We start from the raw sequence: 24,682 nt of genomic DNA, 5'->3' as shown, positions 1-24,682 counted from the left end.
TTACTCGTCGGAGCCCTTGTCTACTACCTTACGGCCGCGATAGAAGCCGTCCGGGGATACGTGGTGGCGCAGGTGGACTTCACCGGTGCTCTTTTCCACGGACAGAGCATTGGACTCGAGCGCATCGTGGGAACGACGCATGTCACGAGCGGAACGAGACTTTTTGTTCTGCTGAACAGCCATGATTGATTAACTCCTAAACGTTTGGGTCACGCTTCAACTGTGCCAGTACGCTGAACGGATTAGGACGCTTGTCCTCGACTTCGCTCGACTCCGGCTCGTCTTCGACGACGAATCCAGCCGGGTGCTGACATACTTCGGGGTCATGGGCCGGAACGATGGGTAAGGCGAGCAACAGCTCGTCCTCGACCAGCGCCAGCAGGTCCAGGGGTTCCTCCCCCACTTCCAGCGCATCGTACCCCTTCGGCAGACCGTCGGCGGACTGACCTTCCCGAAGAATGGCGTAGGTATATTCGCCATGCACGGGAATGGCCGCCGCATCCAGGCAGCGTTGGCATACCATGCTCACCTCGGTATCGAGCTGCATATGCATGACCGCCAGCTTCTGGTGGTCGCGCTCGAAGGAAACCTTCACGCGCACCTCACCGGCATCGCTGGTCAGTTGCTCGCATACACGCGGCATATCGGCGAGCGCGTACACACCCTCGAGGGTGGCGCCGCGGTCGACCAACTTGCGCGGATCGATATGAGGTGGAATCGGCCCATTCAACATAAGCGCGCCATTATAGGGACGCCCCCGCGCCTGTCAAAGGAAATTAGCCATAAACCGCTGTAAGGACGAGTCTTTTCGTTAAAATCGGCCGCTCGCCATGGAGAACCTCATGCCCGACCTGATCCTCGCCTCCAGCTCCCCCTACCGACGCGAACTCCTGACCCGCCTGCGCCTTCCCTTCGAAAGCGCCAGCCCCGATATCGACGAAAGCCATCGCGCCGGGGAAAGTGCCGAGGAACTGGTGCGCCGCCTTTCCGCCAGCAAGGCCGAAGCGCTGGCCGGACGCTATCCGCAACACCTGGTGATCGGCTCCGACCAGGTCGCCGTACTCGACGGCAACATCCTCGGCAAGCCGCACACCCCCGAACGCGCCATCCAGCAGCTACGGGACGCCAGCGGCAAGAGCGTGACCTTCCTCACCGGACTGGCCCTCCTCAACAGCGCCAGCCGACGCATCCAGGTGGCATGCGTGCCGTTCACCGTGCACTTCCGCCACCTCGACGAGAGCCGCATCCGCCGCTACGTCGAAGCGGAACGCCCGCTGGACTGCGCCGGCAGCTTCAAGGCGGAAGGCCTGGGCGTCAGCCTGTTCCGCTCCACCGAAGGAGAGGACGCCACCAGCCTGGTGGGCCTGCCGCTGATCCGCCTGGTCGACATGCTCCTCGAGGAAGGCGTCGAAATCCCCTGAGCCGGCATTCCATATAAAGAAGCCCGGCTTCGGCCGGGCTTCTTTATATAAGGAAGGGAAACACCCTCAGCGCAGTACCGGCCCCTGCCAGCCCATCCACAGCGCGAGGCGCTCCGCCACACTGGCACCGAACTTCTTGGCGAAGCGATCGAAAGGCGACTCCTGCACGGTGTAGTCCTCGATCTTCTTCTCCTTCACCACTTCGCGCGCCACATAGCTGGCATTGCCCAGGCCGTCGATCAAACCCAGCTGCAATGCCTGTTCGCCGGACCAGACCAGACCCGAGAACAGCTCCGGATGCCCCTCGACCTTGAGCCGGTCGCCGCGCCCTTTTTTCACGCTGTCGATGAACTGCTTGTGGGTGGTATCCAGCACCTGCTGCCAGAACTGGGTCTCCTCGGGCTTTTGCGGCTGGAAAGGATCGAGGAACGACTTGTGCTCGCCGGAGGTATAGACGCGCCGCTCGACACCGAGCTTCTCCATGGTGCCGACGAAACCGAAGCTGGCCGCCGTCACGCCAATGGAACCGACCAGACTGGCCTTGTCGGCGTAGATCTGGTCGGCGGCGCTGGCGATGTAGTAGGCGCCGGAGGCACCCAGGTCGCTGATCACCGCATAGACCTTGACGTTCGGGTGCTCGCCGCGCAGGCGACGAATCTCGTCATAGATATAGCCCGACTGCACCGGACTGCCGCCCGGACTGTTGATCCGCAGGACGATCCCCTTGGTACCCTCATCCTTGAACGCCGCGCGCAAGGCCGTGACGATATTGTCGGCACTGGCCGGCTCATCGTCGGCGATCATGCCCTTCACCTCGATCAGCGCCGTGTGGCTACCGCTGCGCGAGGCCGATTTCTCCAGGCTGCCGAACGGACTGAAGGCCAGCAGCACGACAAAGAGATAGATGAAGGTCAGCGACTTGAAGAATATCCCCCAGCGCCGCGCCCGCCGCTGCTCCTGGACCCCGGCGAGGACCGCCTTTTCCAGCAGCTTCCAGCTCTTGTCGTCATTCGCCTTCGGCGTTTCCGACTTCCACTCGTCAGACATGCTCAACCACTCCTGAAACCGCCTCACGTCGAGCACCGCCCAACCAGGCGCGCAACTCGGTGAAATGCTCAACTTCCAGCCGCGGCGCATAAGGCCGCAACTGCTCCAGCGATTGGGCGCCATAGGCCACCGCAACCGAATCCATCCCCGCCCGTCGCGCCATTTCCAGGTCGAACGGCGAATCACCGATCATCAGCGCCCGCCCCGGCTCGACCCGGCAGTGCGCCAGGATCTCGTGGAGCATCAACGGGTCCGGCTTGCTGGCCGTTTCGTCGGCGCAGCGGGTGATATCGAAGAAATCGCTCCAGCCATGCCCCGCCAGCACCCGGTCTAGGCCGCGCCGACTCTTGCCGGTGGCGACCGCCAGGCGGAACCCGGCCTCGCGAAAATGCACCATGGCTTCGGCCACGCCGGGGAACAACCGCGACGGCTGCGCTTCCTGCGCCAGGTAATGCTCGCTGTAGGCACACCGGAAACGCTCGACCAGAGCAGGATCGCCAACCTCCGGATAGAGCGAAGCGATCGCCTCGGGCAAGCCGAGGCCGATGATGCCCTTGATCCGGGTATCGTCCCGCTCCGGCAGAGCGGTTTCCCGCGCCGCCGCCTTCATCGAATCGACGATGCGCGCGATCGAGTCGACCAGGGTGCCGTCCCAATCGAATACCAGCAACGCGTAGTCAGTCATTCAAACGCTCCAGCGAACGCTGCCACATCTCGTCCACCGGCGCCTCCAGCTCCAGCACCTGCCCGTCGGGCAGCGGCACGCGCAACTGCGCGGCATGCAGGAACAGGCGCTTGCCGCCCAGCTCGCGGATCTCGCGGGAGAAATCCTCGTCGCCATACTTCGGGTCGCCGGCGATGGCATGCCCGGCGTGCTTGGCATGCACACGGATCTGGTGGGTCCGCCCGGTGATCGGGCGTGCTTCCACCAGGGTGGCGAAATCGCCGAAGCGACGCAGCACCCGGAACTCGGTCAGCGCGTCCTTGCCCTCGACGTTCACCTCTACCATTCGCTCGCCCGAACGCAGGTTGTTCTTCAGCAGCGGCGCGCGCACGTTCTTCTTGCCAGCCGGCCAGTGGCCACGGACCAGGGCGTGATAGCGCTTGTCGACGATCTTCTCGCCCCGCAGGGCCTCATGCAGGTGACGCAACATGCTGCGCTTCTTGGCGATCATCAGCAGGCCGGAGGTATCGCGATCGAGACGATGCACCAATTCGATATCCTTGGCATCGGGGCGCAACTGGCGAAACACCTCGATGACCCCGGCGCTCACGCCGCTGCCGCCATGCACGGCGATCCCGGCGGGCTTGTTGACCACGATCAGCGCCTTGTCCTCGTAGACGATCGCCGCCTCCATCCGCTCCAGCAGCCCCTGCGCCAGCGGCGCCGGCTCATCACGCTCGGCCAGGCGCAGCGGCGGCACGCGCACCTGGTCTCCGGCCTGGAGCCGATAGTCGGGCTTGATCCGCCCCTTGTTCACGCGCACTTCGCCCTTACGCAGGATGCGATAGATCAGGGTCTTGGGCGCACCCTTGAGACGGGCGATAAGGAAATTGTCGATACGTTGACCAGCCAGTTCCGGCGGCACATCGAGCAGCTGGACACCGGTGGTCGGAGAGGCGGGAGTAGTCATCCGTACATCATAACAATTTTTCATTCAATTGAAGCACTTAATCATTGCTGCTATAGTCGGGAAGCCGCCATAAGCGGCCTGGCCTGCGGATGATTGCCAACCTGCATTTCCCCCTCGCCTGCAAACACTTTGAACGGACGTCAGGCCGTCCTACAGAGGCGTTTCAGCGGAAATACGAAAATTTCCAACCCGCTAACGACTCGAAACCAAAGCCTTGAAACATGAGCCGCGACCACTTCGGTGAGCGCGAGATGCCAACCCGCTCCGGATACTGCGAGCGGCGCCCGATTCTTAAGGAACATGTGTAGGGTGGAGATGTACGGCTGTTGGACTGCGTAGCTTCTAGCTTGATCCAGACGCATTTTTCGTCCGCCTCCGACAGCCGATTCCTCCTCCTGACTCAAGTGCTTCTGAAACACAGGAAGCAGGAGACGTAGTCGCGGACCGGCACCCAGTGCCGAGCGCCGCTGGACACGGGAATGGCCCGCCATTCCTGAATACGCGCCCGAGCACCGACCGTGAGAGTCGTGTGTGCCGATCGCCGTTTCCGGTAGCCCCGGAAACCATTGGTACTACATGAAAAGAATGCTGATCAACGCGACTCAACCCGAGGAGTTGCGTGTTGCACTGGTCGACGGCCAACGCCTGTTCGACCTCGACATCGAGTCGGGCGCCCGCGAGCAGAAGAAGGCCAACATCTACAAAGGCCGCATCACTCGCGTCGAACCCAGCCTCGAAGCCGCCTTCGTCGACTTCGGCGCCGAACGCCACGGCTTCCTCCCCCTCAAAGAAATCTCCCGCGAATACTTCAAGAAATCCCCCGAAGGCCGGATCAACATCAAGGAAGTCCTGAGCGAAGGCCAGGAAGTCATCGTCCAGGTCGAGAAGGAAGAGCGCGGCAACAAGGGCGCCGCCCTGACCACCTTCATCAGCCTGGCCGGCCGTTACCTGGTGCTGATGCCGAACAACCCGCGCGCCGGCGGCATCTCCCGCCGTATCGAAGGCGAAGAGCGCAACGAGCTGCGCGAGGCCCTGAACGGCCTCAACGCACCGGCCGACATGGGCCTGATCGTGCGCACCGCCGGCCTCGGCCGCAGCACCGAGGAACTGCAGTGGGACCTCGACTACCTGCTGCAACTGTGGAGCGCGATCAAGGAAGCGTCCGGCGAACGTGGCGCGCCCTTCCTGATCTACCAGGAAAGCAACGTCATCATCCGCGCCATCCGCGACTACCTGCGCCAGGACATCGGCGAAGTGCTGATCGACAGCATCGACGCCCAGGAAGAAGCCCTGAACTTCATCCGCCAGGTGATGCCGCAGTACGCCAGCAAGGTGAAGCTGTACCAGGACAGCGTTCCGCTGTTCAATCGCTTCCAGATCGAGAGCCAGATCGAGACCGCTTTCCAGCGCGAAGTGAAGCTGCCGTCCGGCGGCTCCATCGTCATCGACCCGACCGAGGCCCTGGTTTCCATCGACATCAACTCGGCGCGCGCCACCAAGGGCGGCGACATCGAGGAAACCGCCCTGCAGACCAACCTGGAAGCGGCCGAGGAAATCGCCCGCCAGCTGCGCCTGCGTGACATCGGCGGCCTGATCGTCATCGACTTCATCGACATGACCCCGGCGAAGAACCAGCGCGCCGTGGAAGAGCGTGTCCGCGAAGCCCTCGAGGCCGACCGCGCGCGCGTCCAGGTCGGTCGCATCTCGCGCTTCGGCCTGCTGGAAATGTCCCGCCAGCGCCTGCGTCCGTCCCTCGGCGAGACCAGCGGCATCGTCTGCCCGCGCTGCAACGGCCAGGGCATCATCCGCGACGTCGAGTCGCTGTCGCTGGCCATCCTGCGCCTGATCGAGGAAGAAGCCCTGAAGGACCGCACCGCGGAAGTCCGCGCCCGCGTGCCCTTCCAGGTCGCCGCCTTCCTGCTCAACGAGAAGCGCAACGCCATCACCAAGATCGAACTGCGTACCCGCGCGCGCATCTTCATCCTGCCGGACGATCATCTAGAAACCCCGCATTTCGAAGTCCAGCGTCTGCGCGATGACAGCCCCGAACTGGTTGCCGGCCAGACCAGCTACGAAATGGCCACCGTCGAGCACGAAGAAGCCCAGCCGGTCAGCTCGACCCGCACCCTGGTCCGCCAGGAAGCAGCAGTCAAGACCGTCGCTCCCCAGCAGCCCGCACCGCAACACACCGAAGCACCGGTCGAGCCGGCCAAGCCGATGCCCGAGCCGAGCCTGTTCCAGGGCCTGGTGAAGTCCCTGGTCGGCCTGTTCGCAGGCAAGGATCAACCTGCCGCCAAGCCTGCTGAAACCAGCAAGCCGGCTGCCGAGCGCCAAACCCGCCAGGACGAGCGTCGCAACGGCCGCCAGCAGAACCGCCGCCGCGATGGCCGCGATGGCAATCGCCGCGACGAAGAGCGCAAGCCCCGCGAGGAACGCGCAGAGCGTCAACCGCGCGAAGAGCGCGCCGAACGCCCGAACCGCGAAGAGCGCAGCGAACGTCGCCGCGAAGAGCGCGCCGAGCGCCCGGCTCGCGAGGAGCGCCAGCCGCGCGAAGGCCGTGAAGAGCGCGCCGAGCGGACACCCCGCGAAGAGCGCCAGCCGCGCGAAGGCCGCGAAGGTCGCGAGGAACGCAGCGAACGCCGCCGCGAAGAGCGCGCCGAACGCCCGGCCCGCGAAGAGCGCCAACCCCGCGAAGGCCGTGAAGAACGCGCCGAGCGCCCGGCCCGCGAAGAGCGCCAGCCGCGCGAGGATCGCCAGGCTCGCGACGCCGCGGCCCTGGAAGCCGAGGCATTGCCGAACGACGAGAGCCTGGAGCAGGACGAGCAGGACGATACCGATGGCGAGCGCCCGCGCCGCCGCTCCCGCGGCCAGCGTCGTCGCAGCAACCGCCGCGAACGCCAGCGCGAGGTCAGCGGCGAGGTGGAAGGCAGCGAGGCGACCGATAACGCCGCCGCGCCGCTGAACACAGTCGCAGCCGCCGCCGCTGCCGGTATCGCTGTCGCCAGCGAAGCCGTAGAAGCAAACGTGGAGCAAGCCCCGGCCACTACCAGCGAGGCTGCCAGCGAAACCACGGCAAGCGATGAGACCGACGCGTCGACCAGCGAAGCCGTCGAAACCCAGGGCGCGGACAGCGAGGCCAATACCGGCGAAACCGCCGACATCGAAGCGCCGGTGACCGTCAGCGTGGTCCGGGACGAAGCCGACCAGAGCACCCTGCTGGTCGCGCAAGCCACTGAAGAAGCTCCCTTCGCCAGCGAAAGCGTGGAAAGCCGCGAAGACGCCGAGAGCGCCGTGCAACCGGCAACGGAAGCGGCCGAAGAAGTTGCCGCCCCGGTGCCCGTCGAAGCAGCAGCCCCTAGCGAGCCCGCAACCACCGAGGAGCCGACCCCGGCCATCGCGGCGGTGCCGGCCAACGCGACCGGCCGTGCCCTCAACGACCCACGGGAAAAACGTCGCCTGCAACGCGAAGCCGAGCGTCTGGCACGCGAAGCCGCAGCAGCAGCCGAAGCGGCAGCTCAGGCCGCTCCCGCCGTCGAGGAGGTCCCGGCTGTAGCGAGCGAGGAAGCGTCGGCCCAGGAGGAACCTGCTGCACCCCAGGCTGAAGAAATCGCCCAGGCCGACGTTCCGTCCCAGGCGGACGAAGCCCAGGAAGCGGTACAGGCCGAGCCTGAAGCTTCCGGCGAAGACGCCACCGACACGGAGCACGCGAAAAAGACCGAGGAAAGCGAAACCTCGCGCCCGCATGCCTGAGTGACAGACTGAAAAAAGGGGATGCCATGGCATCCCTTTTTTTTGCGTGTCATTCCGCGGCACTCCGGCATACCGCCCGTCATGACCAGAGCCGCCGAACACGCACAATGAAAAAGGGATGCCGCCGGCATCCCTTTTTCATTCTCCAGCCGCACCCTCAGTAGAGATTGGGTTCAGGCTCCAATTCGACGCCGAAACGCCGACGGACGTCCTCCTGGATACGCTCCGCCAATGCCCGGACCTGGGCACCGGTGGCACCGCCATGGTTGACCAGGACCAGCGCCTGCTGCGCGTGCACCCCCACCGGGCCATCGCGAAAGCCCTTCCAGCCGCCCTTGTCGATGAGCCAGCCTGCGGCCAGCTTCAACCGACCGTCCGCCTGCGGATAGCCAACCAGATCCGGGAAGGCCTGACGCAAGCGCTCGGCCTGCGTCGCATCCACCAGCGGGTTCTTGAAGAAGCTGCCGGCATTGCCCAATACGGCGGGGTCGGGCAGCTTCTCCCGGCGAATGGCGCAGATTACCCGGCTTACGTCCCTGGCCGTCGGACTGGCGATGCCCTCCTCCTCCAGGCGCTGGCGTACCGGCCCGTAGTCCAGGTGCAGCCTCTCCCGCCGTGTCAGGCGCAGGCGCACGCGGAGGATCAGCCAGCGATCAGGCTCCTGCTTGAACAGGCTGTCGCGGTAGCCGAAACGGCAGGCCTGGCGATCGAACTCACGCAGGGTTCCATCCTGGCGATCCAGCGCCGTCAGGCTGTCGAAGACATCCTTCAGCTCCACGCCATAGGCGCCGATGTTCTGCATCGGCGCCGCACCCACGGTGCCGGGAATCAGGCTGAGATTTTCCAGACCGGCCAGGCCCCGCTCCAGGCTCCATTGTACGAATGGGTCCCAGGCCTCGCCCGCCTCCGCCTCGACCAACACCGAATCCGCGGCATCGGAAACAATTCGCCGCCCCTGGCTGGCCATGCGCAAAACCAGCGCCTCGACGTCACGGGTCAGCAGCAGGTTGCTGCCACCACCGATCACCAGCAGCGGCAATCCACGCTCCCGAGCCAGGGCCAGGGCCTCGCGCACATCAGCCTCGTCCCGGGCGTGGGCCAGCAGGCGGGCGCGCACGTCGATGCCGAAGGTGTTATAGGGCTTCAGCGAGCAATGCTCTTGCAGTTCCAGGCTCACAGTCGCCCCTTGGCTTCGATCAACAGACGGTCGCAGGCATGTTCGATCAGGTCGAGGACCTGCTCGAAGCCTTCTTCGCCGCCATAGTAGGGATCGGGCACTTCGTCCCGCTCGGATCCGTAGCGACGCAGGAACAGATCCAGTTCGGCGGCACCGCGCCCGGCACGCAGGGTCTCGAGGTCAGCCAGGTTGGACAGGTCCATGGCCAGGATCAGGTCATGGCGGGAGAAATCCTCGATGCCGACCTGGCGTCCACGCAGTGCCGACAGGTCGTAGCCACGCCTTTGCGCGGCCAGGCGGGTGCGCTGGTCAGGCGCCTTGCCGACATGCCAGCCGGCGGTACCGGCGGAATCGACATGGATGCGGGAAGCCAGCCCGGCCTCCTCGACCTTGCGCCGGAACACGCCTTCGGCGGTGGGCGACCGGCAGATGTTGCCCAGGCAGACGAACAGGACGCGCATCAGCCCCCCAGCACGCGGCGAACGCGTTCGAGGTCTTCCGGCGTATCCACGCCCGGAAGCATGTTTTCGCGGGCATCGGCCACATGGATTCGCACCCCGTGCCAGAGCGCGCGCAATTGCTCAAGGCTTTCGGCGTTCTCCAGCCAGCACGGTCCCCAGGCGACGAAATCGGCAAGGAAACCCACGCGATAGGCGTAGATGCCGATGTGGCGACGATAGGGCACGCCCTCCGGCAGGCTGTCGCGATCGCGGGCGAAGGCGTCGCGAGCCCAGGGCAAGGGCGCACGACTGAAAGTCAGGGCCAGGCCGCCGATGTCGGTGGCGACCTTGACCACGTTCGGATTGAACAGCGCGGAGACCTCATGGATCGGCTCGGCCAGGGTAGCGATGGCGGCTTCCGGGTGCGCCGCCAGGTTGGCCGCCACCTGGTCGATGAGCGCCGGGGGGATCAGCGGTTCGTCGCCCTGGACGTTGACCACGATGGCATCGCTGGCCAGGCCGAGCCGGGAAGCGACTTCCTCCAGGCGATCGGTGCCGGAGTTGTGCTCGGCACGTGTCAGCAGCGCCTCGGCGCCGAACCCCTGGCACGCCGCCAGGATGCGTTCGTCGTCGGTGGCGACGACCACGCGGCTGGCGGCGCTCTTGCGGGCCTGGTTCCAGACGCGCTGGATCATTGGCTGGCCGGCGATATCCTGCAATGGCTTGCCGGGCAGACGAGTGGAGGCGTAGCGGGCGGGAATGACGACAGTGAACGCCTGGGTCATTACTTGTCCAGCCGCTCGTCCACGTTCAGGGAGCGAGCCTCGCTCTCCAGCATCACCGGGATGCCGTCGCGGATCGGATAGGCCAGGCCGGCCTGCTTGCTGATCAGTTCGGTCTTGTCTTCGCTGAGCACCAGCGGGCCCTTGGTCAACGGGCAGGCAAGGATATCGAGGAGTTTCGGGTCCATGGCGGAGTCCTTCATACAATGGCGGCACGGCCGCCGGTCAGCGCGCCAGGAGATGCTCGAGTCGGGCGTCGAACCAGGCGACGAATGCTGGGGAAGGCACCGCATCGACCGCCAGGTACCACCAGTCGGCCGCTGCGAAAGCCCGGCATTTAACGGCATCCTTCTCGGTCATCAGCAGCGGCAGCGGCGGGCTGAACGCCAGTTCGGCCGCCGTGTAGGTCGCGTGATCCGGGAAGGCATGCGGAATCGCCCGCCAGTGTAGCGCCTCGAGCGTCCTGAAGAAACGCTGCGGATTGCCGATCCCGGCCAGGGCATGGACCTCCTGGCCCGCGGGAAAATGCTCCAGCGGTCGGCGCTCGCCGCTCTGCAGGTTGATCAGCGCAGTAGGCTGCAAGCGGAATGCGTAACCGCCGTCAGGATCCTCGTCGGCGCCGTTGTAAAGCAGCGCGTCGACGCTTTCCAGACGCTCCGCCGGTTCGCGCAACGGACCGGCCGGCAGGCAACGACCATTGCCGAGACCGCGCGCGGCATCGATCAGCACCAGTTCCAGATCGCGCGCCAGGCGATAGTGCTGCAAGCCATCGTCGCAGAGGACCAGGTCCAACTGCTCTTCGGCGAGCAGCGCCTGCAGGGCGCGCGGACGATCCGGGTCGATCATCAGCGGCACGCCGCTGCGCCGGACAATCATCAGCGGTTCGTCGCCAGCCTCCGCGGCGTCCTGCTCGGCCCGCACCCGCCACGGCGTGGTGGGCGGCCGGGCACCATAGCCGCGGCTGATCACGCCAACCCGCAAGCCGCGAGCCCTGCAGTGCTCGATCATCCAGAGGATCATCGGCGTCTTGCCGGTTCCGCCGACGGTGATATTGCCTACCACCAGCACCGGCAGCGGTGCCCGGTAAGCGGGCTTGCGCCCGGACAGGAAGTCCGCCCGGCGGCCGTTCGCCACCCGACGATAGAGAGCCTCCAGCGGACGCAGCAGCGCCAGCGCCGGATGCCCCTGGTACCAGGCGGCGAGCAGTCGCTCGGAGAACGACATCAGGGCTTGGCCGCCGTGTTCTCGACCGTGGTGATGCGCAGGTGGACGAAGCCCAGCTTGCCCGCTGCGTCCATCGCCGTGACCACCGACTGGTGGGTGGACTTGGCATCGGCGCTGATCACCACCGGCAGGTTGTTGTCGCCCGCCGATTCACGCTGCATCGCCGCCATCAGGGTGGCCAGGTCGCTCTTGGCCAGCGCCTGCCCGTTCAAGGCGTAGTGCCCCTCGGCATCCACCGAGAGTTCCAGTTGCTTCTGCTCGGTGCCGGCGGTTTCGCCGCTCTCCGCCGATGGCAGCTCGATGTTGAGCTGCTCGGGGCGGGTGAAGGTGGTACTGACCACGAAGAACAGCAGCAGGACGAAGATCACGTCGATCAGCGACGCCAGGTTGATGAAGACGTCTTCACGGGCGGCACCCGCCCGTCTGCGGCGGAATTTCACGCTTTGCCTTCCTCGACGTAGTCGACTTCACGATCGCCCTGCACCACTTCCACCAGCTTGATGGCCTCCTGCTCCATGGCGATCACCAGTTCGTCGACCCGCCGCAGCAGGTAGCGATGGAAGAACACCGCCGGAATCGCCACCAGCAGGCCGGCGGCGGTGGTGATCAATGCCTTGGAGATGCCCGCGGCAAGCATCGGCGAGTTGGCCATGCCGTTGTCCATGAAGGCGCCGAAGATCTGGATCATGCCGAACACCGTACCCAGCAGGCCCAGCAGCGGCGCCATCGCGGCGATGGTGCCGAGGGCGTTGAGGTAGCGCTCCAGCTCGTGGATGACACCGGAAGCAGCCTCCTCGATGCACTCCTTCATGATCTCGCGACCGTGCTTGGAGTTGGCCAGACCGGCGGCGAGGATCTCTCCCAGCGGCGAGTTGGCGCGCAGGTCCTTGAGCTTCTGGGCGCTCAGTTGCTTGCCCTTGATCTGCTTCCACACCTGGCCGAGCAGCTCGGGCGGCGCGACGCGGCTCTTGCGCAGCGTCCACAGGCGCTCCGCGACGATGGCGGTGGCGGCGATCGAACTCAGAATGATCGGCAGCATCATCCAGCCGCCGGCTTGAACCAGTTCCCACACAGTGGCATATCCCCGAAAAAAAAGTGGCGCCACTCTAGCACAGCGACCCTTTTCCGCCGACCGCCACGGTTCTCATTTTTCCCGCCAGAAGTGCGCCGAATCACGCTCCCGGCGTGCGCCGCCACGGCTTCCGAGGAGAAACGTCAGGGCACCGTCGCGTGCCGTGTCGTGGACCTGCGCGGCGACCCTCGCGTAACGCTCCATCACTTCGCCATGGGGATGGCCGAAGGCGTTGCGCCAACCTCGCGAGACCAGCACATGGCGAGGCCGCGTACGCAACACGAAGGCGACTCCGGAGGAACTGCGGCTGCCATGATGCGGCGCCAGCAACCAGTCGACCCGGGGATCGGCCTGTCGCGCCAGCCAGGCATGCTCGGCCGCACGCGAGATGTCCCCGGTCAGCAGCAGGACTTCGCCATCGGCCTCGACCCTCAGCACACAGGAGCGGTCGTTGCTGTCGCCGGCCTGTGCCCATGCCCACTGTTCGAAAACCACGCCATCCCAGGACCAGCTCCGCTCGTCGCAGCTGTCCGCGAACAACGGCGAAGGCAGGCGCGCGGGTTCGCCGCTGACCAGCCAAACCGGCGGGAATCGGGAAGCGACCGTAGGAGCACCGCCTGCATGGTCGTTGTCGGCATGGCTCAGCAACAGGCCGTCCAGGCGCCGCAGGTCCAGGCTGCGCAGCACCGGCACCACCACCCGCTCACCCATGTCGAACGCCCCCTGCCGCGCACCGCTGTCATAGAGCAAGACATGCTCCCGGGTACGCACCAGCACGGCCAGCCCCTGGCCGACGTCCAGCACCCGCACTTCCGCCCGCCCCCATTCGACAGGCGGCGATGACGGCAACAATGCCGGCAGTAGCAACGCGGCACCGAGGGCACGCAACGGCAAGCCAGCCGGCGCCAGCCAGCAGAGCGCGCCGAGCATGCCCAGCGCTACGCTCCAGGCCGCTGCGGCGGGTGGCTGCCAGGCCTCGGCCAGGCCCGCCAGCAGGCCAAGCGCACGAAACAGCAGGTCCAGCGAAACGCCAGCGGCGCGAAGCAGCCCCTCGCCCAGCCCGGGCACCCATAGCAGCAGGCTCCCCGCCAGGGCCGGGGGCACTACCAGCAGTTCGATCCAAGGCACCGCCAGCAGGTTGGCCGGCGCTCCGCTCAGGCTCAACGGCAGGCCCAGCGCCAGCAGCGGCATCGCCAGCCCCAGCGCCATCCCCCACTGCGCCCGCCCCCAGGCCGCCCACCAGCGCCAGCGCCCAAGGCGCCCGGCGAACAGCCAGAGCAGCAGGGCAACCGCCAGGAACGACAGCCAGAACCCCGCCTGCAGGCTGGCCAGCGGCTCGACCAGCAAGACCAGCACCAGCGTTGCCAGCAGCGGGGTCAGCAAGCCCAGGTGGCGGAAACGCAGGCGCCAGACCAGCGCCAGGCTGACCATCAGGCAGGCGCGCCGCACCGGGACCTCGAAACCCGCCATCAACCCGTAGCTCCAGGCACCAAGCAAACCCAGGGCGCAGGCACAGGGCAGCCAGGGCAGGCGCCGCGGCCAGCAGCCCAGGCGATGCAAGGCCGCCACCAGGCCATAGAGCATCCCCGCCAGCAACGAGATATGCGAACCGGAGATGACCATCAGATGCACGGTGCCGGTGTCCTGGAACATTCGCCACTCGGCCGCGCTCAACCCCGAGCCATCCCCCAGCACCAGCGCCGCCAGGGCGGCGCCGCGCCCCTGTGCGTCGACCGCCAGCAGGCGCTGGCGCCAGGCATCGCGCCAGGCATCCAGGCCGCTGGCCGGCTGCAGGCGCTGGCCCGCCTTCACCGTGCCCACAGCACCGACCCGCTGCGCCAACAACCAGGCCTCGTAGTCGAAACCCGCCGCGTTCACCAGGCCGCGGGGGCGTTTCAGGGTCACCGCCAGGCGCCAGCGTTCGCCGCCCATCAGCGGCGGCGCGCCGCGCCAGCTCAGGCGCAGACGCTCGGGAAGAAGCACGCCCCGCGCAGCGCTGACCTCCTCCAGCCGGAAGCGCGTGACGCCCTCGCCGCTCGCCGGCAGATCGACCACACGCCCCTCCAGCCAAAGGGTGCGACCATCCAGCTCGGCGGCCAGGCGTCCGTCCAGGGCGACTTGCGCCGAGCCGCAGGCCCAGGCGAACCCGAGCAGGAACAACCCCAGCCAGTACAGCCGGCCGAACAGCAGCAACAGTCCGGCGGCGGCCATGCCCAGCAGCCAGCCGACCGACGGCAATTCCGCCAGGAAGCGCAGGGCCAGCAGCCCCGCGGCGAGGGCTGGCAATCCCAGGCGCATGAACGGTTCCTCCCATCCCCGTGGCGTGCCCTCCGCTCCCCGACATGTCACATGGGGTCATACAATGGGCAACGAAATCCTGTCATCTTGCTTGGCATAATACGCAAGCCTATATCCACCGAGAGCCCACATGCCGCGTCGCCTGTTCAAGCGCTACATGCCCGATCCGGAAAGCATCCGCTCGCAGAAGTCGCTGCGCTTTCTCGGCAAGTTGACGCACGATCCCAACCTTTGGCATCTCAATCGCCACTCGGTATCGCGCGCCATGGCCGCCGGGCTGTTCGCCGCCTTCATCCCGATGCCGATGCAGATGCTGCTGGCGGCCGGTCTGGCGGTGTGGATTCGGAGCAATCTGCCAATCTCCGTCGGATTGGTCTGGCTGACCAATCCGATCACGATGCCCCCGGTCTTCTATTGCACCTACAAGCTGGGCGCCTGGTTGATGCAGGTGCCGCCGCGCACCCTGCCGGACCATCTCACCTGGGAATGGATCAGCCAGGAGCTGTCCAGCCTCTGGCAGCCCTTCCTGCTCGGTTCGGTGGTGTGCGGCATCATCGCCGCCATCCTCGGCTACGCGCTGACGATGCTCTACTGGCGCTGGTGGGTGCAGCGCAGTTGGAGCCGACGCTGCCGGCAACGTCGCGAACGGGTCGCCGCGAAGTAATCCGCCGGACATGAAAAAGCCGCCTCGAAGGCGGCTTTTTCGTGGGCCTTGTCCGCCCCGTGCTGGGACTGGCGCAGGCCTTCTCGCTCACTCGTAGCGCAGCGACTCGGCCGGTTGTGTCCGCGCCGCGCGCCAGGATGGGTACAGGGTGGCGAGGAAGCTCATCAGCAATGCAGCGCTGCAGATCAGCACCACGTCCAGCACCTGCAGGTCGGAAGGCAGGTAGTTGATGAAGTACACATCCGAGCTGAAGACCTTGTGTCCGACCAACCGTTCGATGCGGTCGATCATCCCGGTGATGTTCAACGCCGCGAACACCCCGAGTACCCCGCCGATGACCGTCCCGATCACGCCGATGACGGTGCCCTGGACCATGAAGATCGCCATGATCTGCCGCGGCGTGGCGCCGAGGGTACGAAGAATCGCGATGTCGGTGCGCTTGTCGGCGACCACCATGATCAGGGTGGCGATGATGTTGAAGGCGGCGACCGCGATGATCAGCAGCAGGAGCAGGCCGATCATGGTCTTTTCCATCTTCATCGCGTTGAACAGGCTGCCCTGGGTCCTGGTCCAGTCGCTGGACCTGAAGCCCTGCCCCAACTCCTTGACCACCTTGGCGGCGACCTGCGGCGACTGGTAGAGATCCTTCAGCTCCAGGCGCACGCTCGGCACCTGGCCCGGTTGCAGGCGCAGCAACTGGCCGGCATCGGCGATGTCGATCAGCGCCAGCGAGTTGTCCAGTTCGGCACCGACCTTGAACAGGGCGACGATGGTGAATCGCTGCATGCGCGGAGTGATGCCGCCCGGCGCGCTGGTGGCTTCCGGGACGATCAGGGTCAGCTTGTCGCCGACATTGACATGGAAGCGCCGCGCGGTGATCTCGCCGAGGACGATGCCGAACTCGCCAGGCTTGAGGTCGTCCAGGCTGCCCTGGACGATGTGCTCACCGACGATGGAAACCTTGCGCTCCTCCTGCGGGTCGATGCCGTTGACCAGCACCGGCAGCATATTGCCCTTGTACGACAGCATGCCCTGCAGTTCGGCGAACGGCGCCGCGCCGACCACCTCGCGGTGCCGCAGCGCCGCGTTGGCGACGGTCTGCCAGTCGTCCAGCGGCTGCGCCGCGCTGATGGTGGCATGCGGCACCATGCCGAGGATCCGCGTGCGCATTTCCTTCTGGAAGCCGTTCATCACCGAGAGCACGATGATCATCGCCAGCACGCCCAGCGCCAGGCCGATCATCGAGGTCAGCGAGATGAACGAGATGTAGTGGTTGCGGCGTTTGGCGCGGGTGTAGCGCAGGCCTATGAAGAACGGTAACGGTCTGAACATGTCGCGGATGCACCGAGTCGATGGGGGATTCGCCGGACGGGAGCGGACGGCGGGCACGCCGTCGCCCCGCTACGCGGCGATCAGTCGGCCTTCTTCCAGGCGCAGGATGCGATCCATGTGCCCGGCCAGCTGGAGATCGTGGGTTACCACCAGGAACGAGGTCTGCAACGAACGGCTCAGTTCCAGCATCAGCTCCTGGATACCCTGGGCGGTATGCTGGTCAAGGTTGCCGGTGGGCTCGTCGAGCAGTACCAGCTGCGGACGGTTGACCAGCGCGCGGGCGATCGCCACCCGCTGGCGCTCGCCGCCGGACAGCTCGGCCGGCTTGTGCGACAGGCGATGACCCAGCCCGACCCGCTCCAGCAGCTCGGCCGCCCGCTGGCGGGCTTCCGCGATCGGCGTGCGGCCGATCAACAGCGGCATGCAGACGTTCTCCAGGGCGGTGAACTCCGGCAACAGGTGGTGGAACTGGTAGACGAAGCCCAGCGCGCGGTTGCGCAGCAGCCCGCGGGCCGTCTCGTTCAGCGCCGAGAGTTCCTCGCCGGCGAGCCAGACGCTGCCGGCGGAGGGCGTGTCCAGGCCGCCGAGCATGTTCAGCAAGGTGCTCTTGCCCGAACCGGAGCTGCCGACGATAGCCACCCGCTCCCCAGGCAGCAGGTTCAACTCGACGCCGGACAGCACCTGCACCGATTGCGGCCCCTCGTCGTAGCTCTTGCTCAGGTTGCGGCAACTCAGCACCGACTTGTCATTCATAACGCAAAGCCTCCGCAGGCTGGGTGCGCGCCGCACGCCAGGCTGGATACAAAGTGGCGAAGAAGCTGAGGACCAGGGCCGCGCCGCAGACCAGCACGACATCGTCGAGCATCAGTTGCGACGGCAGGTAATCGATGAAGTACACGTCGGACGCGAGGAACTGGTGGCCCAGCAGCTTTTCCAGGGCGGAAATCCAGGCGCTGACGTTGAGCGCCGCGACCACCCCGAGGACCCCGCCGACCAGCGTGCCGATCACCCCGATCACCGTGCCCTGGACCATGAAGGTAGCCATGATCTGCCCCGGCGTGGCGCCGAGGGTACGAAGGATGGCGATGTCCGACTTCTTGTCGGTGACCACCATCACCAGGGTGGAAATGATGTTGAACGCGGCGACCGCGACGATCAGCAGCAGCAACAGGCCGATCATGGTCTTTTCCATGCGGATGGCCTGGTACAGGTTGCCGTGGCTGCGCGTCCAGTCGCGGGCGTAGAAGTCATTGTCGGTCAGGGTCCGGGCGATCTCCCAGGCCACCCGCGGCGCCTGGAACAGGTCGTCGAGCTTCAGGCGCAGCCCCTGTACCTGGTTGGTCTTCCAGCGCTGCAGGCGCGCGGCGTCTTCCAGGTGGATCAGCGACAGGCCGCCATCCAGTTCGCCGGCGCCGACGCGGAAGGTGCCGACCACGGTGAAACGCTTCATCCGCGGGAATACCCCGGCCGGGGTGACCGCCACCTCGGGGAGGATCAGGGTGACCTTGTCGCCGATGCCGACGCCGAGCTTCTGCGCCGCCAGTTGGCCGATGACGATGCCGAAGCCGCCGGCCTTGAGTTCCGCCAGCGAGCCCTGCTTGAAGAAATCGGGAATGATCGAGACCTTGGCCTCTTCCAGCGGATCGACCGCATCGACCATCACCGTCTGCACCGCGCCATTGGCGCTGAGCATGCCCTGCATCTGGGTGAACGGCGCTACCGCGGTGACATGCTCGTGGGCCTTGACCTTCTCGGCCAGGGCGCGCCAGTCATCGATGGGCTGGTACGACTCGACGGTGGCCTGCGGCACCATGCCGAGGATGCGGGTACGCATTTCGCGATCGAAGCCGTTCATCACCGAGAGCACCACGATCATCACCAGCACGCCCAGTGCCAGGCCGATCATCGAGGTCAGCGAAATGAAGGAGACGAAATGGCTGCGACGTTTGGCCCGCGTATAGCGCGTGCCGATGAAAACGGACAGGGGTCTGAACATGTCGCCCTTAGCTGGCAGAAAATGGATGCGTCGGGATGGCGAAGTGGCGAGGCATCGCCGGCGGCCTTACACTCTGACCATCACTGCCGCCGTGGGTTCGCCATGTCCACTCGTGACGCGGATGACCGCCGCGAATACTACCGTATCGAAGATACCCTCGCACTGGAATTTCGCCCTGCCGGGGCCGTCGAAGACGGCCTGGAGAGCGAGCCGGGGGCCACCCTGTTCAGCCTGCTCAGCGACCTCCACCTGATGGATTACGAGTCGCAGCACCTTCTGCGCCACATCAGCGAACGCGACCGCACGCTGGCCAACTACCTGAAGGTGATGAACAAGCGCATCGACCTGCTTGGCCAGGTCATGGTGCAGAGCCTGCTCAAGGAGATCGGCGAACCGCGCAAGGTCAGCCTGTCCGAGGGGGGAGTCAGCTTCCGCCACGACCGCGCATTGCCGGTCGGCCAGTTGCTCGTCCTGCGCATGGTCCTGTTGCCGCAGGGGTTCGGCCTCGAACTGCGGGCCCGGGTAATCCACGCCCAGCCACACGACGACGAATTCGAGATCGGCACCGAGTTCGAAGCGTTGAGCGACGCACAGCGCCAGTTGCTGGCCCGGCATATCCTCCAGAAGCAGGCCCAGCAGCGCCGCCTGGCACGGGCCGGACAGGGCCCGCTCGGCGAGCCGGGCCAACCTTCTTCGACCTGAAACCTTCTTCGACCTGAGATGTGCCGATGCTCCGTTCGCTACTGCTGTGCTCCCTCCTCCTCGCCCCGCCGCTGCTCGCCGACACCCTGAGCATTCCGCTGGGCGCCCAGGGCGATACCCGGGTCGCCCTGCCCGCGCACGGCGAAAGCCGCGAAGCCGTGCTGCAACGCTTCGGCCTGGCCGACGAGGAACATCCCGCGGTCGGCCAGCCGCCCATCGTGCGCTGGGATTACCGCGACTTCTCGGTATATTTCGAAAGCGGCCGGGTGCTCGACAGCGTTCGCCATCATCGGCCGCGGAATCCCGCGCAACCCTCGAACAAGGAGCCACAGTGACTCTCATCTATGGACATCGCGGCGCCAAGGGCGAAGCGCCGGAAAACACCCTGGCCAGCTTCCAGCGCTGCCTGGAGCATGGCGTCAACCGTTGCGAACTGGACCTGCACCTGTCCCGCGACGGCGAACTGATGGTGATCCACGACCCGACCCTGAAGCGCACCACCGGCCGCCGCGGCAAGGTCGCCGAACACGACGCGGCCACCCTGGTCACCTACGACGCGCGCAAGGGCGGCCCCGGCTGGGTACGGCCGACGCCGATCCCGCGGCTGGAGGAGCTGTTCGAGAAGTGCCCGTTCGAGCACTGGCAGCTGGAAGTGAAGAGCGCCTCGCGCGAACGCGCGGCGCGGACGGTAACGCGGATCAGGGAGCTGACCGAGCGCTTCGGCAACCGCGACAAGGTCACCGTCACCAGCGGTTCGCGGACCGTGCTCAAGGCCCTCAACGAACTGACCCCAGAGCTGTCGCGCGGGCTGGTCGCCGAATACGCCTGGCTCGACCCGCTGAAGGTCGCCCAGCACTATGGCTGTGCCCTGCTCGCCCTGAACTGGACCCTATGCACCCCGGAACGCCTGCTCAAGGCCCAGCGCCAGGGGCTTCACGTCTCGGTGTGGACGGTCAACGAACCGGCGCTGATGCGCCGGCTCGCCGACTTCGGCGTGGACAGCCTGATCACAGACTTTCCCGGTTTGGCCAGCGCCACCCTCGGGAATCGCTGAGCACATCCCCTCCGGCCGGCTCAGGCCGCCGGCCGGAGTCCTTCAAAAAAGCCGGTTGAGGCCGTCGAACGCCGCTACCCGATAGGCTTCCGCCATGGTCGGGTAGTTGAAGGTGGTGTTGACGAAGTACTTCAGGGTATTCAGCTCGCCCGGCTGGTTCATGATCGCCTGACCGATATGGACGATTTCCGAAGCCTGGTCGCCGAAGCAGTGCACGCCGAGGATCTCCAGGGTCTCGCGATGGAACAGGATCTTCAGCATGCCCACCGGCTCGTTGGAAATCTGCGCCCGGGCCATGCCCTTGAAGAACGCCTTGCCCACTTCGTAGGGAATCTTCGCCGCGGTCAGTTCGCTTTCGTTCTTGCCGATCGAGCTGATCTCCGGAATGGTGTAGATGCCGGTCGGCACATCGTTGACGAAGCGCCAGCTGTCGCTCTCGACGATGTTGCCGGCGGCCGAGCGGCCCTGGTCGTAGGCAGCGCTGGCCAGGCTCGGCCAGCCGATCACGTCGCCGGCGGCGAAGATGTTGCTCACCGAAGTGCGGTAGTTCTCGTCCACCTCGATCTGGCCACGGCTGTTGACCTTGATGCCGACGTTCTCCAGGCCGAGCTTGTCGGTGTTGCCGGTCCGGCCGTTGCACCAGAGCAGCGCGTCCGCCTTGATCTTCTTGCCCGACTTCAGGTGCAGGATGACACCGTTGTCCAGCCCCTCGACGCGCTCGTACTCCTCGTTGTGGCGGATCAGCACGTTGTTGTTGCGCAGGTGGTAGCTCAGCGCATCGGAAATCTCGTCATCGAGGAAGCTGAGCAACTGGTCGCGCGTATCGATCAGGTCCACCAGCACGCCCAGGCCGCTGAAGATCGACGCGTATTCGCAGCCGATCACCCCGGCTCCGTAGATGATCAGCCGGCGCGGGGTGTGGCTCAGGGACAGGATGGTGTCGCTGTCGTAGACCCGCGGGTGGTTGAAATTGATGTCCGAAGGACGATACGGGCGCGAGCCGGTGGCGATCACGAACTGGTCGGCGACCAGGCGCTCCACCGCGCCGCTCGGCGTCACCACTTCGACGGTGCGTTCGTCGACGAAGCTGGCGGTGCCGGTGAACATGTCGATGCGATTGCGCGCGTAGTAGCCGGTACGCGAAGCGACCTGCTTGGAGATCACCCGGTCGGCGCTCTTCAGCACGTCGGGGAAGGAGAACCAGCGCGGCTCGCCGATCTGGCGGAACATCGGGTTGGTGTTGAACTCGATGATCTGCTTCACCGAGTGGCGCAGGGCCTTGGAAGGAATGGTGCCGAGGTGCGTGCAGTTGCCTCCGACCACGCGACGGCTGTCGACTACCGCCAGCTTGCGTCCGTACTTGGAGGCGTTCATCGCCGCCCCTTCGCCCGCCGGACCCGTGCCCAAAATCACCACGTCGTAGTTGTAGACAGCCATGCGTACTCCTCAGAACAGGCCGAGGCGCCCACTGGCGCCTCCGGCAAAGCCGCTGCACAACATGTGCGCGGCGGATCGATTCGATCATCGGGTCGGTGCGAACGACGGCATTCGCCGGGCAAGGCTCGGTCCGACCTCGAGGCGGGCATATGTTACGCCCTGTGCGAAATGTCGCACATTAGCGTTTGGTCGCGTCGTAGGCGAGTTTTCCGGGCACTACAGATTCGTCGCGGTTGGCTTCCTCGCATTTCTGCCGGTCGCCGCCGCAGATCGAGCATTCCTTCTCGATCCCCAGGTTGGCGATGCCGCCGCAGGAACCGGCGATCGGCTTGCGGCCCATGATGACGCCGATGGACATGCCGAAGACCACCAGCAGCATGATGACGAAGACCAGTAGCCAGGTCATGGACGTTCTCCTTGGTTGCCGAACAGTTGCTCGTAGCGTGGCGTGGTGCGGCTGTCGAAACCGTTGCCCTGGCGACTGACGAACAGCGCCGCCAGTCGGTGCTTCTCGGCGAAACGGTAGCCCTCCTCCGGACCGAGCACCATCAGCAGGGTCGACAGGCCGTCGGCGTTGCGCGTCGACGGATCGATCACCGTGACCGAAGCCAGGTGATGGTCGATCGGCGCGCCGGTGCGCGGGTCGAAGGTGTGCGAATAGCGCTGGCCGTTCTCTTCGAAATAGTTGCGGTAATCGCCCGAGGTCGAGACGCCGTAGCCGTCCAGCGCCAGTACCTGCTGGGCGACCCGCTGGCCCTCGCGCGGCGCTTCGATAGCGATGCGCCAGGGCGTGCCGTCCGGCTTGCGCCCTTCGGCTTTCAACTCGCCGGTGATTTCCGCCAGGTAGCTGCGCACGCCAAGCTCCTTCAGGCGTTCGCCTACCGCGTCCACCGTATAGCCAGCGGCGATGCTGTCGAAGTCCAGCTGTACGGCGGCGTCCTTGCACAGGCGCTGGCCGTCGATGCGCAGGTGTCGATGGCCGACGTCACGGCGCGCCGCGGCGATCTGCTCGGCGCTGGGAACCTTCTCCACCCGCGCCTGCGGACCGAAACCCCAGAGGTTCATCAGCGGCTCGACGGTCATGTCGAAGGCGCCCTGGCTCTGCTCCGACAGCTCGCCGCCGTAGCGCAGCAACTCCAGCATCGGTGGCGGCAGCTCCATGCAGGACTGCGCCGGCAGCGCATTGAAACGCGAGACCAGGGAGTCGTCGCGGTAGGTGGACATCTGCCGGTCGACCTCGGCGAGGATCGCCTCCACCGCGGCTTTCGCCGTCTGGACGTCGGGCGCCGAGGCGCCGCGCACGTACTTGATCGAATAGGTGCTGCCCATGGTCGGGCCGCCGAAGCTTTCCAGGGTGTCGCCGCAACCGGCCAGGACCAGCGCCAGCGCTGCCAGTCCGGCCATGGCAAGCGGACGGAAACGCTCAGCCACCGAAATCGTCCAGCAGGATATTCTCGCGCTCCACGCCCAGGTCGGTGAGCATCTTGATCACCGCGGCATTCATCATCGGCGGGCCACACATGTAGAACTCGCAGTCCTCGGGCGCCGGGTGGTCCTTCAGGTAGTTCTCGAACAGCACGTTGTGGATGAAACCGGTCAGGCCGGTCCAGTTGTCCTCCGGCTGCGGGTCGGACAGCGCCAGGTGCCACTGGAAGTTGGGGTTCTCCGCCTGCAGCTGGTCGTACTCCTCGGTATAGAAGGCCTCGCGCAGCGAGCGCGCGCCGTACCAGAAGCTGATCTTGCGGTTCGACTTGAGCCGGCGCAACTGGTCGAAGATGTGCGAACGCATCGGCGCCATGCCGGCGCCGCCGCCGATGAAGACCATCTCGGCCTCGGTGTCCTTGGCGAAGAACTCGCCGAACGGCCCGTACACGGTGACCTTGTCGCCCGGCTTGAGGTTGAACACCCAGGACGACATCTGCCCCGGCGGCAGGTCGCTGCCCGGCGGCGGCGAGGCGATGCGGATGTTGAACTTGACCACGCCCTTCTCTTCCGGGTAGTTGGCCATCGAGTAGGCGCGGATCACCGTCTCGTCGACCTTCGACACGTAGCGCCACATGTTGAACTTGTCCCAGTCGCCGCGATATTCCGGCTGGATATCGAAGTCCTTGTACTCGACCACGTGCGGCGGGCATTCCAGCTGCACGTAGCCGCCGGCACGAAAGTCCACGCTCTCGCCGTCCGGCAGGCGCAGGGTGAGTTCCTTGATGAAGGTGGCGACGTTGGGGTTGGACTCCACCGTGCACTCCCATTTCTTCACCCCGAAGACCTCTTCAGGCACGCGGATCTGCATATCCTGCTTGACCGGCGTCTGGCACGACAGGCGCCAGCCTTCCTTCGCCTGGCGCCGGGTGAAGTGCGACTCCTCGGTGGGCAGCATCTCGCCGCCGCCCTCGACCACCACGCATTTGCACTGCGCGCAGGTGCCGCCGCCGCCGCAGGCGGAAGACAGGAACACGTTGTTCGCCGCCAGGGTTTGCAGCAGCTTGCCGCCGGCCGGCACGGTCAGGCTGTGCTCGCCGTTGATCTGGATGGTCACGTCGCCACTCGACACCAGCTTGGCGCGGGCGACCAGGATGATCGCCACCAGGCCCAGGACGATGGCGGTGAACATGCCGATGGCCAGGAAAATCTCGAATCCGATCACGGGCC

26 protein-coding genes are annotated in these 24,682 nt (G+C 65.9%); 6 read left to right on the top strand and 20 right to left on the bottom strand.

The window, feature by feature from the left end:
- Nucleotides 1-183, bottom strand: coding sequence for a 50S ribosomal protein L32 (gene rpmF / locus ACM0M4_RS11115; RefSeq protein ID WP_003091143.1), 183 nt, complete (start codon nt 181-183; stop codon nt 1-3).
- A gap of 13 nt (nt 184-196) precedes the next feature.
- The gene (locus tag ACM0M4_RS11110) at nt 197-733 is read right to left on the bottom strand and encodes a YceD family protein (protein WP_003091144.1); all 537 of its coding nucleotides are present in this window, start codon (nt 731-733) and stop codon (nt 197-199) included.
- 109 nt (nt 734-842) lie between these two features.
- Here ACM0M4_RS11110 and ACM0M4_RS11105 point away from each other — a divergent pair, with 109 nt between their 5' ends.
- Nucleotides 843-1,421: a Maf family protein gene (locus ACM0M4_RS11105; RefSeq protein ID WP_003113992.1), complete on the top strand. Its 579-nt coding sequence runs from the start codon at nt 843-845 to the stop codon at nt 1,419-1,421.
- A 66-nt stretch (nt 1,422-1,487) separates the two neighbouring features.
- Here ACM0M4_RS11105 and sppA read toward each other — a convergent pair whose 3' ends face one another.
- From sppA to rluC, 3 genes are read right to left on the bottom strand one after another with little or no spacing between them, the layout of a single operon-like run.
- A complete protein-coding gene (gene sppA / locus ACM0M4_RS11100; protein ID WP_003091146.1) occupies nt 1,488-2,468 on the bottom strand; it encodes a signal peptide peptidase SppA in 981 nt (326 codons plus the stop codon).
- Nucleotides 2,461-3,153 carry an HAD-IA family hydrolase gene (locus ACM0M4_RS11095; RefSeq protein WP_003104140.1) on the bottom strand — a complete coding sequence of 231 codons (693 nt, stop codon included), beginning with the start codon at nt 3,151-3,153 and terminating at the stop codon, nt 2,461-2,463. Before ACM0M4_RS11095 ends, sppA begins: the two co-directional genes overlap by 8 nt.
- Complete coding sequence (gene rluC / locus ACM0M4_RS11090) at nt 3,146-4,102, bottom strand: 23S rRNA pseudouridine(955/2504/2580) synthase RluC (RefSeq protein ID WP_003104143.1); 957 nt, start codon at nt 4,100-4,102, stop codon at nt 3,146-3,148. Before rluC ends, ACM0M4_RS11095 begins: the two co-directional genes overlap by 8 nt.
- Nucleotides 4,103-4,678: 576 nt before the next feature.
- On the opposite strand from rluC, the gene rne reads away from it, so the two are divergent.
- Entirely contained in the window at nt 4,679-7,852 is a 3,174-nt protein-coding gene (gene rne / locus ACM0M4_RS11085) for a ribonuclease E (protein ID WP_034053614.1), read from the top strand.
- A 157-nt stretch (nt 7,853-8,009) separates the two neighbouring features.
- Here rne and murB read toward each other — a convergent pair whose 3' ends face one another.
- The 8 genes from murB to ACM0M4_RS11045 form a co-directional block, all read right to left on the bottom strand.
- A complete protein-coding gene (murB, locus tag ACM0M4_RS11080; protein WP_003106928.1) occupies nt 8,010-9,029 on the bottom strand; it encodes a UDP-N-acetylmuramate dehydrogenase in 1,020 nt (339 codons plus the stop codon).
- On the bottom strand, nt 9,026-9,490 hold the full coding sequence (locus tag ACM0M4_RS11075) for a low molecular weight protein-tyrosine-phosphatase (protein WP_003106924.1): 465 nt from the start codon (nt 9,488-9,490) through the stop codon (nt 9,026-9,028). The genes murB and ACM0M4_RS11075 overlap by 4 nt, the downstream gene beginning before the upstream one ends.
- Nucleotides 9,490-10,254: a 3-deoxy-manno-octulosonate cytidylyltransferase gene (kdsB, locus tag ACM0M4_RS11070; RefSeq protein ID WP_054375735.1), complete on the bottom strand. Its 765-nt coding sequence runs from the start codon at nt 10,252-10,254 to the stop codon at nt 9,490-9,492. The genes ACM0M4_RS11075 and kdsB overlap by 1 nt, the downstream gene beginning before the upstream one ends.
- Nucleotides 10,254-10,439 (bottom strand): Trm112 family protein, encoded by a 186-nt coding sequence (locus tag ACM0M4_RS11065; RefSeq protein ID WP_003091157.1) that lies wholly within the window; start codon nt 10,437-10,439, stop codon nt 10,254-10,256. The genes kdsB and ACM0M4_RS11065 overlap by 1 nt, the downstream gene beginning before the upstream one ends.
- Before the next feature lie 37 nt (nt 10,440-10,476).
- Nucleotides 10,477-11,475 (bottom strand): tetraacyldisaccharide 4'-kinase, encoded by a 999-nt coding sequence (lpxK, locus tag ACM0M4_RS11060; RefSeq protein ID WP_003091159.1) that lies wholly within the window; start codon nt 11,473-11,475, stop codon nt 10,477-10,479.
- Nucleotides 11,475-11,915, bottom strand: coding sequence for an ExbD/TolR family protein (locus tag ACM0M4_RS11055; RefSeq protein ID WP_003091161.1), 441 nt, complete (start codon nt 11,913-11,915; stop codon nt 11,475-11,477). The genes lpxK and ACM0M4_RS11055 overlap by 1 nt, the downstream gene beginning before the upstream one ends.
- Nucleotides 11,912-12,547, bottom strand: coding sequence for a MotA/TolQ/ExbB proton channel family protein (locus tag ACM0M4_RS11050; RefSeq protein ID WP_003091163.1), 636 nt, complete (start codon nt 12,545-12,547; stop codon nt 11,912-11,914). The genes ACM0M4_RS11055 and ACM0M4_RS11050 overlap by 4 nt, the downstream gene beginning before the upstream one ends.
- 72 nt (nt 12,548-12,619) lie before the next feature.
- Entirely contained in the window at nt 12,620-14,845 is a 2,226-nt protein-coding gene (locus ACM0M4_RS11045) for a DNA internalization-related competence protein ComEC/Rec2 (protein WP_003113988.1), read from the bottom strand.
- Nucleotides 14,846-14,975: 130 nt separating this feature from the next.
- Between ACM0M4_RS11045 and ACM0M4_RS11040 the strand changes: the two genes are divergently transcribed.
- The gene (locus ACM0M4_RS11040) at nt 14,976-15,509 is read left to right on the top strand and encodes a DUF2062 domain-containing protein (protein WP_003091165.1); all 534 of its coding nucleotides are present in this window, start codon (nt 14,976-14,978) and stop codon (nt 15,507-15,509) included.
- A gap of 87 nt (nt 15,510-15,596) precedes the next feature.
- On the opposite strand, the gene ACM0M4_RS11035 is transcribed toward ACM0M4_RS11040, so the two are convergent.
- From ACM0M4_RS11035 to ACM0M4_RS11025, 3 genes are all read right to left on the bottom strand, one after another.
- On the bottom strand, nt 15,597-16,841 hold the full coding sequence (locus tag ACM0M4_RS11035; protein ID WP_003113987.1) for a lipoprotein-releasing ABC transporter permease subunit: 1,245 nt from the start codon (nt 16,839-16,841) through the stop codon (nt 15,597-15,599).
- 69 nt (nt 16,842-16,910) lie between these two features.
- The gene (gene lolD, locus ACM0M4_RS11030; RefSeq protein WP_003091168.1) at nt 16,911-17,594 is read right to left on the bottom strand and encodes a lipoprotein-releasing ABC transporter ATP-binding protein LolD; all 684 of its coding nucleotides are present in this window, start codon (nt 17,592-17,594) and stop codon (nt 16,911-16,913) included.
- Nucleotides 17,587-18,837, bottom strand: a complete 1,251-nt coding sequence (locus ACM0M4_RS11025; protein ID WP_003091170.1) for a lipoprotein-releasing ABC transporter permease subunit — start codon at nt 18,835-18,837, stop codon at nt 17,587-17,589. Before ACM0M4_RS11025 ends, lolD begins: the two co-directional genes overlap by 8 nt.
- A gap of 102 nt (nt 18,838-18,939) precedes the next feature.
- Between ACM0M4_RS11025 and ACM0M4_RS11020 the strand changes: the two genes are divergently transcribed.
- Genes ACM0M4_RS11020 through ACM0M4_RS11010 form a run of 3 tightly spaced genes read left to right on the top strand, consistent with a single transcriptional unit; the run spans nt 18,940 to nt 20,593 of the window.
- Nucleotides 18,940-19,539 carry a PilZ domain-containing protein gene (locus tag ACM0M4_RS11020; protein ID WP_003105196.1) on the top strand — a complete coding sequence of 200 codons (600 nt, stop codon included), beginning with the start codon at nt 18,940-18,942 and terminating at the stop codon, nt 19,537-19,539.
- A gap of 26 nt (nt 19,540-19,565) precedes the next feature.
- Nucleotides 19,566-19,874 carry a hypothetical protein gene (locus ACM0M4_RS11015; protein ID WP_054375736.1) on the top strand — a complete coding sequence of 103 codons (309 nt, stop codon included), beginning with the start codon at nt 19,566-19,568 and terminating at the stop codon, nt 19,872-19,874.
- The gene (locus ACM0M4_RS11010; protein ID WP_003105190.1) at nt 19,871-20,593 is read left to right on the top strand and encodes a glycerophosphodiester phosphodiesterase; all 723 of its coding nucleotides are present in this window, start codon (nt 19,871-19,873) and stop codon (nt 20,591-20,593) included. The genes ACM0M4_RS11015 and ACM0M4_RS11010 overlap by 4 nt, the downstream gene beginning before the upstream one ends.
- Before the next feature lie 42 nt (nt 20,594-20,635).
- Here the strand turns inward: ACM0M4_RS11010 and sthA are convergent, their stop codons facing one another.
- The 4 genes from sthA to nqrF all read right to left on the bottom strand — a co-directional run bounded on the left by sthA (nt 20,636) and on the right by nqrF (nt 24,677).
- The gene (sthA, locus tag ACM0M4_RS11005) at nt 20,636-22,030 is read right to left on the bottom strand and encodes a Si-specific NAD(P)(+) transhydrogenase (RefSeq protein WP_003091177.1); all 1,395 of its coding nucleotides are present in this window, start codon (nt 22,028-22,030) and stop codon (nt 20,636-20,638) included.
- A gap of 178 nt (nt 22,031-22,208) precedes the next feature.
- Nucleotides 22,209-22,436 (bottom strand): (Na+)-NQR maturation NqrM, encoded by a 228-nt coding sequence (gene nqrM, locus ACM0M4_RS11000; protein WP_003091178.1) that lies wholly within the window; start codon nt 22,434-22,436, stop codon nt 22,209-22,211.
- Complete coding sequence (locus ACM0M4_RS10995; protein WP_003143661.1) at nt 22,433-23,461, bottom strand: FAD:protein FMN transferase; 1,029 nt, start codon at nt 23,459-23,461, stop codon at nt 22,433-22,435. Before ACM0M4_RS10995 ends, nqrM begins: the two co-directional genes overlap by 4 nt.
- Complete coding sequence (nqrF, locus tag ACM0M4_RS10990; RefSeq protein WP_003113984.1) at nt 23,454-24,677, bottom strand: NADH:ubiquinone reductase (Na(+)-transporting) subunit F; 1,224 nt, start codon at nt 24,675-24,677, stop codon at nt 23,454-23,456. Before nqrF ends, ACM0M4_RS10995 begins: the two co-directional genes overlap by 8 nt.
- Nucleotides 24,678-24,682 lie beyond the last annotated feature (5 nt).

Source organism: Pseudomonas sp. 18-147 (assembly GCF_051048045.1).
In the GTDB taxonomy this organism is placed as follows: domain Bacteria; phylum Pseudomonadota; class Gammaproteobacteria; order Pseudomonadales; family Pseudomonadaceae; genus Pseudomonas; species Pseudomonas aeruginosa.
Note: the sequence above shows the minus strand (reverse complement) of the source record. Positions and strands in the feature narration are given on the sequence as shown.